The organism is Mesorhizobium humile (assembly GCF_033977215.1).
Lineage (GTDB): Bacteria > Pseudomonadota > Alphaproteobacteria > Rhizobiales > Rhizobiaceae > Mesorhizobium > Mesorhizobium humile.
On sequence record NZ_JAVIIV010000001.1, the window covers coordinates 220233 to 237139 of the forward strand.

The 16907-nt window shown below is 64.4% G+C and carries 17 protein-coding genes; 8 read left to right on the top strand and 9 right to left on the bottom strand.

Annotation, left to right across the window (positions count from 1 at the left end; translation table 11 throughout):
• Positions 1 to 16: 16 nt before the first annotated feature.
• Positions 17 to 652, bottom strand: coding sequence for a LysE family translocator (locus tag RFM52_RS01090; protein WP_320294012.1), 636 nt, complete (start codon positions 650 to 652; stop codon positions 17 to 19).
• Between the two features lie 126 nt (positions 653 to 778).
• Here RFM52_RS01090 and RFM52_RS01095 point away from each other — a divergent pair, with 126 nt between their 5' ends.
• Positions 779 to 1480, top strand: coding sequence for a helix-turn-helix transcriptional regulator (locus RFM52_RS01095; protein WP_320294013.1), 702 nt, complete (start codon positions 779 to 781; stop codon positions 1478 to 1480).
• A gap of 48 nt (positions 1481 to 1528) precedes the next feature.
• Here RFM52_RS01095 and RFM52_RS01100 read toward each other — a convergent pair whose 3' ends face one another.
• Positions 1529 to 2326: a class I SAM-dependent methyltransferase gene (locus RFM52_RS01100; RefSeq protein ID WP_320294014.1), complete on the bottom strand. Its 798-nt coding sequence runs from the start codon at positions 2324 to 2326 to the stop codon at positions 1529 to 1531.
• Between the two features lie 107 nt (positions 2327 to 2433).
• Positions 2434 to 3546 carry a LacI family DNA-binding transcriptional regulator gene (locus RFM52_RS01105; protein WP_320294015.1) on the bottom strand — a complete coding sequence of 371 codons (1113 nt, stop codon included), beginning with the start codon at positions 3544 to 3546 and terminating at the stop codon, positions 2434 to 2436.
• A gap of 627 nt (positions 3547 to 4173) precedes the next feature.
• Here RFM52_RS01105 and RFM52_RS01110 point away from each other — a divergent pair.
• The 7 genes from RFM52_RS01110 to RFM52_RS01140 all read left to right on the top strand — a co-directional run bounded on the left by RFM52_RS01110 (position 4174) and on the right by RFM52_RS01140 (position 11332).
• Entirely contained in the window at positions 4174 to 5136 is a 963-nt protein-coding gene (locus RFM52_RS01110) for a sugar-binding protein (protein WP_320294016.1), read from the top strand.
• A gap of 122 nt (positions 5137 to 5258) precedes the next feature.
• Positions 5259 to 6824, top strand: a complete 1566-nt coding sequence (locus tag RFM52_RS01115; RefSeq protein ID WP_320294017.1) for a sugar ABC transporter ATP-binding protein — start codon at positions 5259 to 5261, stop codon at positions 6822 to 6824.
• Positions 6821 to 7816, top strand: coding sequence for an ABC transporter permease (locus RFM52_RS01120; protein WP_320294018.1), 996 nt, complete (start codon positions 6821 to 6823; stop codon positions 7814 to 7816). Before RFM52_RS01115 ends, RFM52_RS01120 begins: the two co-directional genes overlap by 4 nt.
• Positions 7817 to 7999: 183 nt before the next feature.
• Positions 8000 to 8842, top strand: coding sequence for a transporter substrate-binding domain-containing protein (locus RFM52_RS01125; protein ID WP_278160890.1), 843 nt, complete (start codon positions 8000 to 8002; stop codon positions 8840 to 8842).
• 187 nt (positions 8843 to 9029) lie between these two features.
• Positions 9030 to 9776, top strand: a complete 747-nt coding sequence (locus tag RFM52_RS01130; RefSeq protein ID WP_320294019.1) for an ABC transporter permease — start codon at positions 9030 to 9032, stop codon at positions 9774 to 9776.
• A 3-nt stretch (positions 9777 to 9779) separates the two neighbouring features.
• A complete protein-coding gene (locus RFM52_RS01135; RefSeq protein ID WP_320294020.1) occupies positions 9780 to 10517 on the top strand; it encodes an ABC transporter permease in 738 nt (245 codons plus the stop codon).
• Positions 10517 to 11332 (top strand): ABC transporter ATP-binding protein, encoded by an 816-nt coding sequence (locus RFM52_RS01140; protein WP_320294021.1) that lies wholly within the window; start codon positions 10517 to 10519, stop codon positions 11330 to 11332. Before RFM52_RS01135 ends, RFM52_RS01140 begins: the two co-directional genes overlap by 1 nt.
• Positions 11333 to 11495: 163 nt before the next feature.
• On the opposite strand, the gene phnN is transcribed toward RFM52_RS01140, so the two are convergent.
• The 6 genes from phnN to iolE form a co-directional block, all read right to left on the bottom strand.
• Positions 11496 to 12122 carry a phosphonate metabolism protein/1,5-bisphosphokinase (PRPP-forming) PhnN gene (gene phnN / locus RFM52_RS01145; RefSeq protein ID WP_320294022.1) on the bottom strand — a complete coding sequence of 209 codons (627 nt, stop codon included), beginning with the start codon at positions 12120 to 12122 and terminating at the stop codon, positions 11496 to 11498.
• On the bottom strand, positions 12119 to 13258 hold the full coding sequence (locus RFM52_RS01150) for an alpha-D-ribose 1-methylphosphonate 5-triphosphate diphosphatase (RefSeq protein WP_320294023.1): 1140 nt from the start codon (positions 13256 to 13258) through the stop codon (positions 12119 to 12121). The genes phnN and RFM52_RS01150 overlap by 4 nt, the downstream gene beginning before the upstream one ends.
• Positions 13259 to 13392: 134 nt before the next feature.
• Positions 13393 to 14100 carry a DUF1045 domain-containing protein gene (locus RFM52_RS01155; protein ID WP_320294024.1) on the bottom strand — a complete coding sequence of 236 codons (708 nt, stop codon included), beginning with the start codon at positions 14098 to 14100 and terminating at the stop codon, positions 13393 to 13395.
• Positions 14101 to 14489: 389 nt separating this feature from the next.
• Positions 14490 to 15302 (bottom strand): 5-deoxy-glucuronate isomerase, encoded by an 813-nt coding sequence (iolB, locus tag RFM52_RS01160; protein ID WP_320294025.1) that lies wholly within the window; start codon positions 15300 to 15302, stop codon positions 14490 to 14492.
• Between the two features lie 398 nt (positions 15303 to 15700).
• Positions 15701 to 15913: a hypothetical protein gene (locus tag RFM52_RS01165; RefSeq protein WP_042637521.1), complete on the bottom strand. Its 213-nt coding sequence runs from the start codon at positions 15911 to 15913 to the stop codon at positions 15701 to 15703.
• 64 nt (positions 15914 to 15977) lie between these two features.
• Positions 15978 to 16892 (bottom strand): myo-inosose-2 dehydratase, encoded by a 915-nt coding sequence (iolE, locus tag RFM52_RS01170; protein ID WP_320294026.1) that lies wholly within the window; start codon positions 16890 to 16892, stop codon positions 15978 to 15980.
• Positions 16893 to 16907: the final 15 nt, after the last annotated feature.

Below are 16907 nucleotides of genomic sequence, written 5' to 3' on the forward strand. Positions count from 1 at the left end.
ATCGAGAGGGCGGCGCTCACGCCGCCCTCAATCCTTCCCAGGCCGTGAATACCGAAACCGCGAACAGCAGCAAGCCCGCCGCGCGGCCTGCGAGTATGGTCGCTTGCGGATTGTCGACCAACAGCCCCCGGCTGCGCCCGGCCGTGACGGCAAGTCCGCCATAGACCGCGGCCTGGGTGGCGACGGTCAGCAATCCCATGATGGTCGCCTGCATCCAGATCGGACCGTAAGCCGGCTTCAGGAATTGCGGATAGACGGCAAGGATGAAGAGATAGGCCTTGGGATTGATCAGGCAGGTGATCATGCCTTGCCGAAAGGCCTTCCAGGCCGAGCGGCTCCCCGCGGGTCCGTTGTCGCCGACGGTGATCGAGCTGCGCATCAGCGAAATGCCGATATAGGCCATATAAGCGGCGCCGGCGAGCAGCAGCGGCGTGAACAGCATCGGCACGAAATGCATGAGCAGGCCGACGCCGATCGCCCCGTTCAGCGTATGCACCGCGCCGCCCAGCATGATGCCGGCGGTCGCCGCCAGGCCTCGGTTGCTGCCGCCGGTCAGCGCGTTGGCGAGCACGAACAACATGTCCATGCCCGGCACGGCGATGATGCCGAACAGAAGCACGAAGAACAGCCAGAGGTTTTCAGCATAGCTCATGTCAGTTGCCCGTCGCATGACCCGCTCGCGCAAAAAGGAATCTGTTGATTTTCAAGCGGGTAGGCGGCCCTATAGGTCACCCCAACTGACGGGGATGTGTCAGTTGCGTTTCGGTCGGATGGAAAAATGCGCAAGGCTTCGCGCCTGTTCGAAATCATCCAGATCCTGCGTCTGGCCAGAAAGCCGGTGACCGCAGCCGCTATGGCCGGACAACTGGAGGTGACGGTGCGCTCGGTCTATCGCGATATTGCGGCGCTGCAGGCGATGCGCGTCCCGATCGAGGGCGAGCGCGGCATCGGCTACATCCTGCGCCCCGGCTTCGACCTGCCGCCGCTGATGTTTTCCATCGAGGAGATGGAAGCGATCGTGCTGTCGCTGGCGCTGCTTGAACGCACCGGCGACGACGAGCTCAAGCAGGCCGCGAAGCGCGTCGGCGCCAAGATCGCCGGCGCCGTGCCGCCGCCTTTGCGGCAGACCCTCGATGCCAACGCAATCCATGCCTGGGGCTTTGCGCCGCCGTCAGCCGCCGCTGTCGATCTTGCGCTGGTCCGCCGCGCCATTCGCGACGAGGAGAAGCTCGACCTTTCCTATCGCGATGAGTCGGGACGGGCGACAGACCGCATCATCCGTCCGGTCGCGCTGATCTACTATGCCGAGACCGCCAACATCGTCGCCTGGTGCGAATTGCGTCAGGCGATCCGCAATTTCCGCAGCGACCGTATCGAAGACTGCCGGCCGGCGGGCCAGTGGTTCAAGGGTGAGGGCGACCGGCTGCGGCAGGTATGGGTCGACGGCTGGGAGATCAATGCCTCGGCCGCCGGCAACTGACGCTTTGCCGGCTTCGCGATGCAGTGCGCCGCACACTCGACGTGGATTTCAGGGCACGATGCCGCGACAGGCCCAGGCGACATTGGCGAAGGATCGCGGGCCGTCGGGCCGGCCGGCCTGATAGGCATCGCGGACGGCGGCCTCGATGCGGTCCCGCTCGGTGGCATCCAATGTCATATATCTGCCGAGCGGGCCTTCCCCAGCGCCGATCGGCGCCCAGAAGTCGTCGAAATTCTGGTAATCCATGCGGATCATCAATTCGGCTTCGCTGACGTCGGCCAGGCCTTGCTCGGCAAAGGCCCGCTTCATCTCGCCCGGCTGCATCATCGGCTGGAAGCAATAGCGGCTGCGCATCTGGCGCCCGCTTTCGCTGAGCGCCGCCACTGTATCGATCATCATGCGCATGCCGGTCATGCCGCCATAGTGATCCCAGACCACGGCCGCGATCACGCCTCCCGGTCGCACGACGCGGCGCATCTCGGCCACCGCCTTGTCGGCCTCCGGCACGAAGTGCAGCACCAGCAGCGCCAGCGCGCGGTCGAATGCGTTGTCCGGGAAAGGCAGCGCCGTGGCGTCGGCCTGGCTGATGGTGACGCGCGGATCGCTGTTTTTCTCCTTAGCCGCCTCGACGAACACCGGCGAAAAGTCGATGGCCTGGATCTCGGCAAGATCGGCCGATTTTGCCAGCTCGAAGGTCAGGCTGCCGGTGCCGCAGCCGACATCGAGGATTTTTTCGCCACCGGCCAGACCGGCGAAGTCGATGAACTTGGGCGCGAGCCTGCGGCTCCAGCGCCCCATGAGCTGCTCGTAACCGGATGCCGCATGGACGGTGAAGGTGGACGTCATCGGAGCCTCCCATTGATGAGCTTAGGCTAAACGACGGCGCAACTGCTGCATAGGCGCCGGGTGATCTGTAACATCGGCAGCAAAGGTAGCCTGACTGGGTCGGCGCTTTATGTGGGCGATCTCACGGTCGCGACCGACTCCCGCTCCACGAGCGGGCACTCCAGCTTGGTGATGGGATACCGGCCGCGGCCGGGCGTCGGCGGCGCTTCGAGCTGCTCGATTGCCCATTGCCCCATCGCCAGATGTGGCAGGATGGAGGTGGTCAGCGGCGGGAAGAGGTGGCGGGCGATCTCCTCGTCGTCATAGCCGACCACGGAAATGTCCTGCGGGATGTGCAGGCCGGCCTCCTTCAGCGCCTCGTAGCAGCCGATCGCGGTGCGGTCGTTCTGGCAGAAGATGGCAGTGGGCCGCTCCTTGAGTCCCAGCAGCTTGACCGTCGCGGCATAGCCGGCGCTGGCCGACCAGTCGCCCTCGACCACCAACTCGGGGTCGAACGGGATGTCGGCGGTGGCCAAGGCGCGGCGATAGCCTTTCAGCCGATCTTGCGCGGCCTGCATCCACGGCTCGCCGGTGATGGTGGCGATGCGGCGATGGCCATGGCCGATCAGGTGCCTTGTCGCGCTCTGGCCGCCGGCGATCTCGGAGGGAACCACCGCCGGGAAGGCATAGTCGGCCGTATAGCAGTTGAGCAGGATGACCGGGATATCGAGGCTGTAGAGGAAATCCGGCGCCGTGATCTCGCGCGTGAAGATGGTCATATAGATCAGCGCCGAGATGCCGCGCCGCGTCAGCGCTGAAATCGCGCGCGGCTCCATCACCGCGTCGCCCATGGTCTGCGCCACCAGAAGCACATTGCCCGCGTTCCACGAGGCCTGCCGCGCGCCCTCGATGGCGACCACCGCCTCGGGGCTGGTGGCGAGCTGGTCGACCGCGAAGCCAATGACGCCGTCCAGGCCTTCGAATGGCGTCACGGGCGGCCTGAGCGCCGAAAAGACCGGTGGCGAATAGCCCAGCGCCCGCGCCGCCTCGATCACCCGGTCGCGTGTCTGCTGCGACAGCCTGATACCTGGCGAATTGTTGAGCACGAACGAGACCGTAGCCTGCGAGCAGCCGGCGGCGCGCGCAATGTCGGTCATGGTGACGCGCCCCTTCGGCTTGGCCCCCGGCTTGCGGCGCCTGGAGGCTCCGGGGGGATCGCGCAGGTCCGTCGGTTCGCTCATGGTCGTTTCCCAAAACCCAGCCGGCTCTAAAGCAAAGGCGGCGGTAACGGCAAGATGGTCCAGGCCGTTGCGTTTATCGAGGCTGCGCCAGACTAATACATATTAGCAGGCAACACATGCAAATCGCCGGCTAAGCCGCTGCGCGACGAAACCAGTCAGACAAGGTCAGCAACGCTGACAATTCAGGTATTTCCCGCGCGGCCATAGACTCTGTCGCGCTCGCTCTCCTCACTCCCGGCGCGTCCTTCGACAAGCGTCTCCTCCGCATCGAAATCGCGCCTGGCGGCTTCATAACTAATAGTATTTACTAATAGCCGTAAGCGTTCTACTGTCAACTCGTCGTAACCGTCCGGGCTTCCGCTCGGTGCCGGCAGTGCGAAGGACGCTTGCCCGGAACTCGGCGGCATGCCGGATCGGGCGCGCACTCCATCTCACGAAAATGTCAGACAAATCGGACTATTTACGAACGCCACATGAGTGTCTAGTGTCTCGACCGCGGCCGGATCGGCACCGTTCTTAAGTCGGCGGACCTTTGCGCCACACCCTTGAGGAGGAGGGTTATCCAGGCCGCAGCCGAGACATCAGCGACGAGTTCCACAAGGCAAGTTCTACAAGGGAGGTTGAACTATGAAATCCACAATCCGTAACGCATCTGTCGCCGCGGCGGCCTTGCTCATCGGCCTGTCGGTAAGCGCCAGCGTGCGCGCCGACGACAAGCCGACGCTGGCCTTCGTCGTCAACGGTGCGTCAGACTTCTGGAAGGCGGCGGAAGCCGGCGTCAAGAAGGCGCAGGGCGAACTGCCCGACTACAATCTCGAGCTCAAATATCCGGAACAGTCCTCGGTCGCCATCCAGCAGCGGCTGATGGACGACCTGGTGACGGCAGGCGTCAAGGGCATCATGGTCTCGGCCGTCGATCCCAAGACCTCGACCGACGGGCTGAACAAGATCGCGTCGCAAACGGCGCTGTTCACCACCGACTCCGACGCCCCGCAGACCAAGCGCGTCGCCTATATCGGCTCGTCCAACGTCGACGCCGGCAAGCAGGCGGCCGAGATCGCCAAGAAGGCGATGCCGAACGGCGGCAAGTGCCTGGGCTTCGTCGGCCTGCTCGGCGCCGACAACGCCAAGGAGCGCATCCAGGGCATGAAGGACGGGCTCGCCGGCAGCAAGATCGAGCTGGTCGACGTGCGCGGCGACGACATCGACCAGGCGCGCGCCAAGAAGAATGTCGAGGATGCGCTGGTCGCCAGCCCCGACATCACCTGCATGGTCGGCTTCTACTCCTACAACACGCCGCGCATCTATGAAGCGCTGCGCGACGCCGGCAAGCTCGGCCAGATCACCGTCGTCGGCTTCGACGACGATCCGATCACGCTGGGCGGCGTCAAGGAAGGCACCGTTGCCGCCACCGTGGTGCAGCAGCCGTTCGAGTGGGCCTATCAGGGCATGAAGCTGATGGCCGCCTATCTCAAGGGCGACAAGTCGGGCATCCCGGCCGGCAACCTGATCATCATCCCGACCAAGATCATCGGCAAGGATGACGTCGACACCTACGCCGCCAACCTGAAGGCGATGCAGGGCAAATAAGCCCAAAACAGTCGCGCCGGCTCAAGGGTCCGCCTTGAGCCGGCGTTCGTATTGACGGACCTGCCAAGGCCCTTCAGTCTGTGGGCCACCGGCTGCTGCCCCGTGCGGTAAACTATGGCGTGATGACCTCAACCGACACCACTCAACAGATCGCCGCTCCGTTCCTGAGCCTGGAGGCCGTGCGCAAGACCTATCCGGGTGTTGTGGCGCTGGACAGGTTCTCGATGGAGGTCCGGCCCGGCGAGGTCATCGGCCTTGTCGGCGAAAACGGCGCCGGCAAATCCACGCTGATGAAGATCCTCGGTGGCGTGACGCGGCCGGACAGCGGCACCGTCACCGTCGATGGCGTGGCACATGACGGGCTGACCGTCGAACAAAGCATCGGCTCCGGCATCGCCTTCGTGCACCAGGAGCTCAACCTCTTCGAAAATCTCGATGTCGCCGCCAACATCTTCTTCGGCCGCGAGCCGCTGCGTGCCGGCCTGCTGAAGCTGGTCGACCGCGCGAAACTGCGCGAAATGGTGGCGCCGCTTTTGAAGCGGGTCGGCGCCAATTTCTCGGCCGACGCGCCGGTCGCATCGCTGTCGCTCGCCCAGCAGCAGATGGTCGAGATCGCCAAGGCGTTGTCTATCAAGGCCCGCCTGGTCATCCTCGACGAGCCGACCTCCAGCCTACCGATGGCGGAGACCGAAAAGCTGCTCGACGTCATCAAGGGGCTGAAGGCTCAAGGCATAAGCGTCATTTTCATCTCGCACCGCCTGCATGAGATCGAGCGCGTCGCCGACCGTGTCGTGGTGCTGCGCGACGGCACGTTGGCCGGCACACTGGCGAAGGACCACATCAATCACGACGAGATGGTCAGGCTGATGATCGGCCGCATGCTGAAGGAGCGCGAGAAGGCCGGCGAAGCCGCCCGCGCGCCGGGCAGCGTGGCCCTGTCGGCGGACGCGATCCGCACCAGCACCTATCCGGATCGTCCGGTCAGCCTGGAACTGAGGCGCGCAGAGATCCTCGGCCTCGCGGGCCTGGTCGGCTCCGGCCGCACGGAGCTGGCGCGCGTGCTGTTCGGCATCGACGAGCGGCTGGCCGGCAGCGTCACGCTCGACGGCAAGCCGCTGAACGTGACATCGGCCGCCGACGCGGTGGCGAACGGCATCTTCCTGGTGCCGGAGGACCGCAAGCTCACCGGCATCCTGCTCGATCTCTCGATCGCGCAGAACATCTCGCTGCCCAACCTGCCGGCCCACGCCAGGCGCTCGCTGGTTTCGACCGGCGCCGAGCTCGCGACGGCCGAAAAACAGAAGAAAAACCTCGGCATCAAGGCGCCGTCGGTGCTGACCCGCACCGGCACGCTGTCGGGCGGCAACCAGCAGAAGGTGGTTCTGGCCAAATGGCTGGCGATGAACCCCAAGGTGATGATCCTGGACGAGCCGACGCGCGGCATCGACATCGGCGCCAAGGCCGAGATCTACGGGCTGATGCGGGCGCTGGCCGATGCCGGCGTCGCCGTGCTGATGATCTCCAGCGACATGGAAGAAGTGATCGGCGTGTCGGACCGGATCGCGGTCATGCATGAGGGTCAGATCTCCGGCATCCTCGACAAGGACGATTTCAGCCAGGAGAACGTGCTCTTGCTGGCGGTCGGCAAGAAGCCGAAACTGCTGCAAGCGGCGGGAGGAGTTGAATGAGCAAGAAAGATCTCGGCCTGCTGATCCTGATCCTGGTGGTCGGCGCGGTGGTCACCGCCATCAATCCGCGCTTCCTGTCGGCGATCAATCTCGCCAACACCTCGAACCTGGTCGCGCTGTTCGGCATCCTGTCGATCGGCCAGGCCTTCGTCATCATCACCGGCGGCATCGAATTGTCGGTCGGCTCGCTGATCGCCCTGCTCGGCACGCTGTTCATCGACTTCATCGCGGTGCGAGAGGTGAACTGGCCGCTGGCCTTCGTGCTGATCCTCGTGCTCGGCGCCATCATCGGCTTCGTGCATGGCTGGCTGATCACGCGGCTGAAACTGCAGCCCTTCGTGGTGACGCTGTGCGGCCTCTTGATCTATCGCGGCGTGGCGCGCTTCTACACCGCCGACGGCACGGCGGGTTTCGCCTTCGGGCAGAATTTTCCGACGCTCGAATTCCTGACCGCCGGACGGTCGGGCGGCCTGCCGAACAGCTTCATCGCGCTGATCGTCATCGCCATCGTCATGTGGGTGGTGCTGCACCGCTCGGTGTTCGGCCGCTATCTCTATGCGATCGGCAAGAACGAGGAAGCGGCGAAATATTCCGGCATCCGCACGGGCCGCGTGATCATCGCGGCCTATGTCATCTGCGGCGTGCTGACGGCGCTGTCGGCGATCTATTTCGCCATGTACACGCGCTCGATCTCGCCGGCGAGCCACGGCCAGTTCTACGAGCTCTATGCCATTGCCGCGGCGGTGCTCGGCGGCTTCTCACTGCGTGGCGGCGAAGGCTCGCTGGTCGGCGTCATCCTCGGCACCGTGCTGTTGCAGGAGCTGCAGAACCTCGTCAACCTGCTCGGCATCCCGTCCTCGCTCAACTTCGCCGTGATGGGCGGCGTTATCCTGATCGGCGTGCTGGTCGACCAGCAATGGGGCGTCTTCCGCGCGCGGCGCCGGATGATCGAAGCGACGCGCCAGAACGTTGCTGGCGCGCCGGCGGAGTAGCTTCGCTTCTCCATTCACGGTCCCGATTGGATCGATGCTCGCGGTGAAGCCGCCGGGCAAGCCCGGGCTCGTGGGCGGATGCAACAACGCGTGAACCGGAAAACTGCCCTTGTCGCAGAATTGGGGCTGGGCTAAGCAATTGGTATCAGAGGGTTCCAAGAACAAAATACGGGAGACACACCTGTGACATCATCACGTTGGATCGCGCTCGCCGCGCTGGCATTGACTTGCTCGACCCCGGCACTGGCCAAGGACTGGAAGACCGTGACGGTCGCCATGGAGGGCTCCTACGCCCCCTGGAACCAGACGGACGCCAGCGGCAAGATCGTCGGCTTCGAGGTGGACATCCTCAACGACGTCTGCGCCCGGGCCAAGCTCGAATGCAAAATCGTCGCGCAGGATTGGGACGGCGTCATTCCCGGCCTCACGGCGGGCAAGTTCGACATCGTCATGGACGGCATGTCGATCACCGAAGAGCGTATGAAGACCATCGACTTCTCGATCCCCTACGCCTCGTCGCCGGTCGCCTTCCTGGCCGACAAGAACGGCCCGCTGGCCAACCTGTCCAACAGCGGCAAGATGATCGACCTGTCGAAGGACGACGCCGAATCCAAGGCGGCGCTCGACACGCTGCGCAAGGAGCTCACCGGCAAGAATGTCGGCCTGCAGGTCTCGACCACCGAGGCGACCTTCGCCGACAAATATCTCAAGGACGTCGCCAACGTCCATGAATACAAGACCACCGACGAGCACGACCTCGACCTGATGGCCGGCCGCATCGACGTTGCCTTCGCCGACACCACCTATTTCCTCGGCACGCTGGCCAAGCCCGATGCCAAGGACCTGGAATTCGTCGGGCCGCAATTCAAGGGCGGCCCGATCCTCGGGCCGGGCATCGGCGCCGCTTTCCGCAAGACCGACAAGGATCTGCAGGACATCTACAACAAGGCGCTCAAGGCCGCGCTCGACGACGGCTCGGTGTCGAAATATTCCATGCAATGGTTCAAGATCGACATTACCAAGTAATGTCGCAACGGGAGCAGCCAAGGCTGCTCCCGTTTTGCATTGCATGTCGGCCAAAAGTGCGCAGCGGTTTTGGGAGAACGACATGCATCAAGGCAAGGCCTAAAAGCGCGTCGCCTAATCCGTTTTGACACGCGCTTTAAGGCGGGCAACCCGTCGATGCCTATCTCGGCGCCCGCAGGAGCCGTAAGTGGAGTTTCTCAACGATCTCAAGGACCAGGTGTCGACGGCCTATGAGCTGTTGGCCGCCGGCTGGGGCGTGCAACTGCTCTGGGGCATCGGCTGGACGCTCGCCGTTACCCTCGTCTCGATGCTGATTGGTGCGGTGCTGGGCTCGCTGGTGGCGGCGGCCAAGCTTTCGCATCGCGGCGGACTGAGGTTCATCGGCGAGAGCTACACTACCGTGTTTCGCGGCGAGCCGGAACTGCTGATCATCTACCTGTTCTACTATGGCGGCACGCAGGTTCTGACCGGCGTGGCGAGGTCCACCGGCTCGATCGGCTCGACAGACATCTTGAACATGCCGAGCTTCCTCGGCGGCGTTCTCGCGGTCGGCATCATTTCCGGCGCCTACCAGGCCGAGGTTTTTCGCGGGTCGTTCCTGGCGATCCATCGCGGCGAGCTGGAAGCGGCCCGCGCCTACGGCATGTCGGCCTGGCTGCGGTTTCGCCTGGTGATCGTGCCGCAGGTCCTGCGCCTCGCGGTACCGGGGCTGGGCAATGTCTGGCAATTGACCATCAAGGATTCGGCGCTGATCTCGGTCACCGGCGTCGCCGAGCTGATGCTGACCGCGAACAAGGCGGCGCGTTCGACGCATCATTCGCTGCTTTTCTACACGGTCGCCGGCATCCTCTACCTGGTGATGACCTCGGTCTCGACGCCGATCTTCGAGAAGGCCGAGCGCTACACCTCGCGCAGTTTCACGCGGCCGAAGTGAGAGGTGGCGGTGGATTTCGACTTCTACCTTTCGACCATGTGGAGCGTGCTCAAGGCGCTGCCGCTGACGCTCGAGATCTGGTTCTTCGGCATCGCCTTCGGGCTCATCATCGCCTCCGGCCTGACCTGGCTGCGGGCTTCCGGCTACAAGTTCGGTGAATATTTCACCCGCGCCTATGTCTTCGTCTTCCGTGGATCGCCGCTCTTGGTGCAGCTCTATCTGATCTATTTCGGGCTCTCCCAGTTCGATTTCGTGCGCCACAGCCCGATCCTGTGGCCGATCCTGCGCGATCCGATGTATTGCACGATCGTCGCCATGGCCTTGAACACAGCCGCCTATGAGAGCGAAATCTTCCGCGGCGCGCTGCGGGCGGTGCCCGTCGGCCAGATCGAGGCGGCCAAGGCGTTCGGCATGTCGGCCTTCACCCGCTTCCGCCTCGTGACGCTGCCGATCGCGCTGCGGCTCGCCTTGCCGGCCTATTCGACCGAAATCATCCTCATGACCAAGGCGACCGCGCTCGCATCCGTCGTCACCATCATGGAGATGATGGGAACGGCGCAGAAGATCCAGCACGACACGTTCCGGCCGATCGAGGTGCTGACCTGCGCCGGCGTGATCTACCTCCTGCTCAACCTGTCGATCGCCCGGCTGTTCGCCTGGGTCGAATACCGGCTTTCACCGCATCTGCGCCCGCCGCCTGAGCAGAGCCAGCAAATCAAACCCGTCCCGGAGGTGTTGTGATGTCGGCAAATGTCGCCGCTGCCGCCCAAGCGGCATCGTCTCCGGACGACAAGGCAGCCATCAGCGTCAAGGACCTGCGCAAGTGCTTTGGCGATCATGAGGTGCTCAAGGGCATTTCGCTCGAAGCCCACAAGGGCGACGTGATTTCGATCCTCGGCTCCTCGGGCTCCGGCAAGAGCACGATGCTGCGCTGTATCAATCTCTTGGAGACCCCGGATTCCGGCGAAGTGCGGGTGGACGGCGAGCTCATCCAGATGAAGCGGAGCCGCGACGGCCACCAGTTGCCGGCCGACATCCGCCAGGTGGAGCGGATCCGCGCCAATCTCGCCATGGTTTTCCAGAGCTTCAATCTCTGGTCGCACATGACGGTGCTGGAAAACCTCGTCGCCGCGCCGACGCATGTGCTGAAGCGGCCGCGCGCGGAGTGCCTGGAACAGGCAGAGGCCTTGCTGAAGCGCGTCGGCATATGGGAGCGCCGCAACTACTACCCGCCGCATATGTCGGGTGGCCAGCAGCAGCGCGCGGCGATTGCCCGCGCGCTGGCGATGAATCCCAAGGTGATGCTCTTCGACGAGCCGACATCCGCGCTCGATCCGGAACTGGTCGGCGAGGTGCTGCGCGTCATGCGCTCGCTCGCCGAAGAAGGGCGCACCATGTTGGTCGTCACCCATGAGATGGGCTTTGCCCGCGACGTGTCGAGCAAGGTGATGTTCCTGCATAAGGGCGAGGTGGATACGGTTGGCGAACCGAAGGAGATGTTCGCCAGGCCGCCAACGCCGCAGTTCAAGCAGTTCATCGCCAACTTCAACAAGTGAGCGCGCCTTCCCCTTCTCCCCCTGTGGGAGAAGGTGTCGCCGAAGGCGACGGATGAGGGGTGTTCCAGGGAACGCCGGCGTCTCACTCCGCTGGAACACCCCTCATCCGTCTCGGCGCTGCGCGCCGATCCACCTTCTCCCACAAGGGGAGAAGGACAAGGCGTTAGATCATGTCCGACAGGTCCGAGAACGCCATCGCCCTGCGCAGCACCTCGGCGAAGCGTTCGCCGGCGACCTCCTTGTCGCCGCCATTGTCGATCGACGTGACGTCCGGTCCCGTCAGCTTGACGTTCGTGCTGCGCGCCAGACGGGCAAGCACTTCGCCGCGCGATTCGCGGCCGCGCGCCGCCAGCCGCTCGGCGAGGATCTCCGGCGCCGCCGTGATCTCGACCACGGCCAGATTGGCGTAGCGTTCGCGCAGCGCCGGGATGACCGCGCGCGACACGTTGGCGACCGCCACATGGCCGTTCGCCACGGCCCAGTCGACATCGGCCGGCAGGCCGTAGCGCAGGCCGTGCGCGTCCCAGCACAGCGAGAAGGCGCCGTCGGCCTCGGCTTCGGCGAAGGCGGCATCGGCCAGCGTGTCGTGGTCCTCGCTTGCCGTGTCGCTCGGCCTGGTGATGACGCGGCGCACGAATTCCAGCCGCGTCTCGTCGGCAAAGCGCTGCTTGGCGTAGCCGATCACCGTATCCTTGCCGGCGCCACTCGGGCCAACCACCGCGACGAAGACGCCGTTGCGGATCGGCAGGCTCTCGGCCAGCTCGCGCTCGATGAGGGCCGACACCATCATGCGACCCGGCGGCCCTGGCGCCACACGGTGCGCACGACCGGCACGTGGTCGTCGACGCGCACGCGCACCAGGTCGGCGCGTCGGCCCGGCTCGATGACGCCGCGATCGGCAAGGCCGACCGCTTCGGCCGGGTTCTTGGAGACCATGGCGACCGCCTGCGGCAGCGAAATCCCTTCGACGACATCGCCGAGGAAGAAGGCCGACTGGATCAGGCTGAAGGGGATGTAATCGGAGGACAGGATGTCGAGCAGGCCATCGGCGGCGAGCGTGCGCGCCGAAACGTTGCCGGAATGCGAGGCGCCGCGCATGACGTTCGGCGCGCCCATCAGCACGCCGAGGCCTGCGGCCTTCGAGGCCTTGGCCGCCTCTTCCGTCGTCGGGAACTCGGCGACCCGCACACCTTGCTCGATCGCTTCGTTCACATGGCCGGTGGTGGCATCGTCATGGCTGGCCAGCACGATGCCGCGCTCCTGGCAGGCGGCCGAGATGAAGACGCGGTTCGGACCGGAATTGCGGGCCGATTCCGCCATCCGCTTCTCGCAGAATTTCTTGAAGTCACGGTCCGTCAGCTTCAGTTTGCGCTGGTAGTAATAGGCATAGGTCTCGAGATTGACGAACTGGCGCTGTCCGGGCGCATGGTCCATCAGCGAGGCGAGCTTCACTCGGTCGTCGGTCTCGAAATTGGCGAAAGCCTCGAGGCAGTCCGGCGCCGAGACTTCGCAGCGCAAGTGGATGAAATGGTCGGCCCTGAGCCGATCGTGGCGCACGCTGTCCTCGATCGCGTCGGCCAGCTTGCGAACGTCGTCGGATTTCAGGTCGGCGTCCTCGTCCATGCCGACGCGCAAGGCGTCGAGCACGGTGGTGATGCCTGCGGTCGCCACCTGCGCATCATGGGCGAGCACGGCGGCGATCGGGTTCCAGCGTACTTTCGGGCGCGGCGCGTAATGACCTTCGAGGTGATCGGTGTGCAGCTCGACGAGGCCCGGGATGATATAATCGCCGCCCATGTCCTCGCCGGTTCGGGCAGCGCCCGGCTCGACGGCGGCAATCAGGCCGTCGCGCAACAGAAGCGAACCTTCGACGATTTCGTCGGGCAGCACGATGCGGGCATTGGTGAGAACGGTTTCGGCGGTCATCTCAGGCGGTCCTATCTCAAGCGGTCGGTCGGCGGTCATCCAGAGCAATTCCAGGAAAAGTGTTTTTGCGGTTTTCCGTTTGGAATTGCGTAAAACAAAGAGATAGGGCGGTTCAGCGTTTCCGCTGATCCGCCCTAGGCGGTCTTGCGGGCAGGGCTGCGGCCAAGCGCATGGTGGGAAAGCGCCATGAACGGCGCACCGGGCTCGCTTTCGACGAACAAGGTCAGCGCATCCACCGGCACCGGCTGGCGCAGGATGTCGGCGAACAGGCCGTCTATCGCTGCCCGAAGACGTGGGCTTTCCTGTGGCCCGACGCGCCCCGACAGCGTCATGTGGAAGCGGAACGTGTCGAAGACGTAAGGATAGCCCCATTGGCAGAGGTTGCGGAACTCGTCCGGCTTCAGCGCATCGGGGCTGCGGCGCTCGATCTCGGTCTCGGTCAGCGGCGCGCGGAACGGATCGAAGGCGCGCACCACCTCGCCGGCAAAATCGTTGAGTGGCGCAAACTGCGTTTCCGGCACCAGCGCGAAGAAGCCGTCGATCTGCCCGACGACCAGACGCGGGATGACGACCGGCGGCGTCGCCTCGGCGAAAGTGTCGAGCGCGGCGCGCAGCGAGGCTTCCGTCTCGTTCGCCGCCAGCCGGAACGGCGCCTTCAGCGTCGCGTGGAACCCGTAACGCCTGGCGGAGGCGGTGTGGAAGGCGACTTCCGCGGCCGACAGGTCGCCCACGGCCTCGACCGGCCGCGTCGCCGCGCCGAACGGGTCGCGGCCCAGCCAGTTGGCGGCAATGCGCGCCAGCTTCTCGTCCTGTCCCGGGGTGTAGTAGATGGCGTAGCGCATGGGCGTTCCTCGTCAAGCGCTGCGCGCCCCGAAGGATCATGCGACACGCTTCAAGTCATTGTCTTGGCAGGTCGTGGCCCCAAAAACGCCGGAGCGTTTACGGCGACATGCACCGGAACCGCTGCCATAGGTGATTTCCATGACGGATTGACGAAGCTTTCATGGGTTTTCGAAGGCAAGTCCAGCCGCCAGGTGCTTAGCCGACGATTTTTCTCAACTGGACCAACGGCTTTGCCGGCCTGCTTAGGGTGTGTTGAGATTCAGGTCAGGCCGAGTCGAAATGGCGGCTTCCGAGAACCGGAGCGGAGCGTACTTGAAGTACGTGAGCACCGGAAGCGCAGGAAACCGCCATTTGCAGGCCGGCATCACCTGAATATCAACCCCCCCAATCAGGCCTTCATCAGCCACTCATGCTCGGCGGCGTTGTGGAATTTCCACGTCCGCTTCGGTCCGGCCATGACATTGAGGTAATAGAGGTCGTAGCCGTGGCAGGCCGCGCAGGGGTGATAGCCCTTCGGCACCAGCACGACGTCGCCGTCCTCGATGGCCATCGCTTCGTCCAGCTCGCGCACGCCGTTGCGGTCGGCATCCGTGTAGACGCGCTGGAAGGCAAAGCCCTGCGGCGGGTTGAGCCGATGGTAATAGGTCTCCTCGAGATAGGATTCCGCCGGCAGATCGTCCTGGTCGTGCTTGTGCGGCGGATAGCTCGACGTGTGGCCGCCGGGCGTGATCACCTCGACCACCAGCAGCGAATCCGCCGGCTTGCCCTCGGGCAGGATGTTGGTCACGTAGCGCGTGTTGGTGCCCTTGCCGCGCACCTCCTGGCCGAGATCGTCAGGCCCGATGACGCGCACCGGCAGGCTGCCGCTTAAGCCAGGCGCCGAGCAGACGGCGAGCTCCAGCTCGGTGTCGGCGGTCACCGACCAGTCGGCGCCTTGCGGCACATAGACCGACCACGGCTTGCCTTCGAAGGGCGACATGCGCTCGCCGAGCAGGCCAAGATCCTTGCCGCCTGCCGAGGCCTTGCCCTTGCCGGTGACGAAGACCAGGCAGACCTCGCGGTCGCCGGTCTTGCCGGACACCGTCTCGCCGGGCTTCAGCCGATGCAGATCGAAACCGACATAGGTCCAGCCGGCGCTTTGCGGTGTGACGTGAGCGACGTGGCCGTGGCCCTTGTCGGCCTTGACGAGCAGTTTCGACATTTTTTGTCTCCTATTCCTGGACGCCCGATTGGCGCAGCTAAGAATCCGATGGGCTATCGCGAAAACCTTGGAGATTAGCCGGTTCCCTCGCGACGTCGTCATTCTAGGGCGGAGCGACGCGAAGCGGCGCGCAGACCCTAGAATCCATGCCGTTACCTCGGTCGTAGAATGCAGTGGTGCAGAAAGAGGCTGTCTGGGCCGGCGTTCCGGCGCCATTGTCTACACCGTCGCAACACTTCAAAGTCACGGCATGGATCCTAGGGTCTGCGCTGCGTCGCTTCGCTCCTTGCTCCGCCCTAGGATGACGAAGCGAGGGGCGTTCCGGCCAATCGCCGACGCATGCGATCCGTCATGCACGTAGCATCCGGTACACAAAACCTCCGCGCCGTGCATCCCAATCATTCCTTCGGCTCGGCCGGAGGTTTGGCCTCCTCCGCCGGCTTGTAGAGATAGAAAAACTGCCACACGGCATAGCCGGCGAAGCCGAGCGCGATGACGCCCCAGAACGGCGTGCCGGAGGCGAACTCGATCGCCGACCAGATCAGGCAGACGGCGACGACGGCAATGCGCCGCCACAGCGGTCGGAAGAAGGGATGCTCATAGTCTTTCATCGCGCCAATCCAGGATTTGTCCAAAGCGCAACGGATAAACCGGGCGCCCCGACTAATCCACCGTTCAGGCCGGAAACCCTTGCGTCTCCACTGTGTAGCCGGCAGCCGTCATCACCCGCATCAGCTCCTTGTGGCCGACCTGCGCCATCTTCAGCGGCGGGTTCTTCTTCGGATCCTGCTCGGCTTCCACCACGAACCAGCCCTCATAGCCGTGATCGGCGAAGCGCTGGACGATAGCGCCGAAATCGAGCGAGCCGTCGCCGGGCACGGTGAAGGCCCCGAGCGCCACCGCATCGAGGAAGGACTGTTTCGAGCGGTCCAGCCCGTCGATCACGCCCATGCGCACGTCCTTCACATGGACATGGTTGATGCGCTTGTGGTGGTTGTCGATGGCGCGCAGCACGTCGCCGCCGGCAAAGGCGAGATGGCCGGCATCAAGCAGAAGCGGAATGCCTTCGCCGGAATGGCGCATGAAGGAATCGAGCTCCGGCTCGGTCTCGACCACCGCAGCCATGTGATGGTGGTAGGAAAGAGGCATGCCCTGTTCCGCGCACCATTCGCCGAATTCGGTGACGCGGCGGCCATAGGCCTTCATCTCGTCGCCGGTGAGTTTCGGCTTGGTGGCCAAGGGCTTGGAGCGGTCACCCTGGATCGAACGGCCAACCTCGCCATAGACGATGCAGGGCGCGTCGACCGCCTTGAACAGATCGATCATCGGCTGGATGCGGTCCTTGTTCCTGGCCAGGTCCTCATTGACCAGCGTGCCGGAGAACCAGCCGCCGCAAAGCGTGACGTCGGCTTCCTTCAGGATCGGCAGCATCACCTTCGGATCGTTGGGGAAGCGGCGGCCCATCTCCATGCCGGTGAAGCCGGCCGAGCGCGACTGCGCCAAGCATTCCTCCAGCGACACGTCATCGCTCAACTCCACGAGATCGTCGTTCCACCATGCGATGGGGGACATGCCCAGTTTGGCTTTCAAGTCGTCACTCCAATG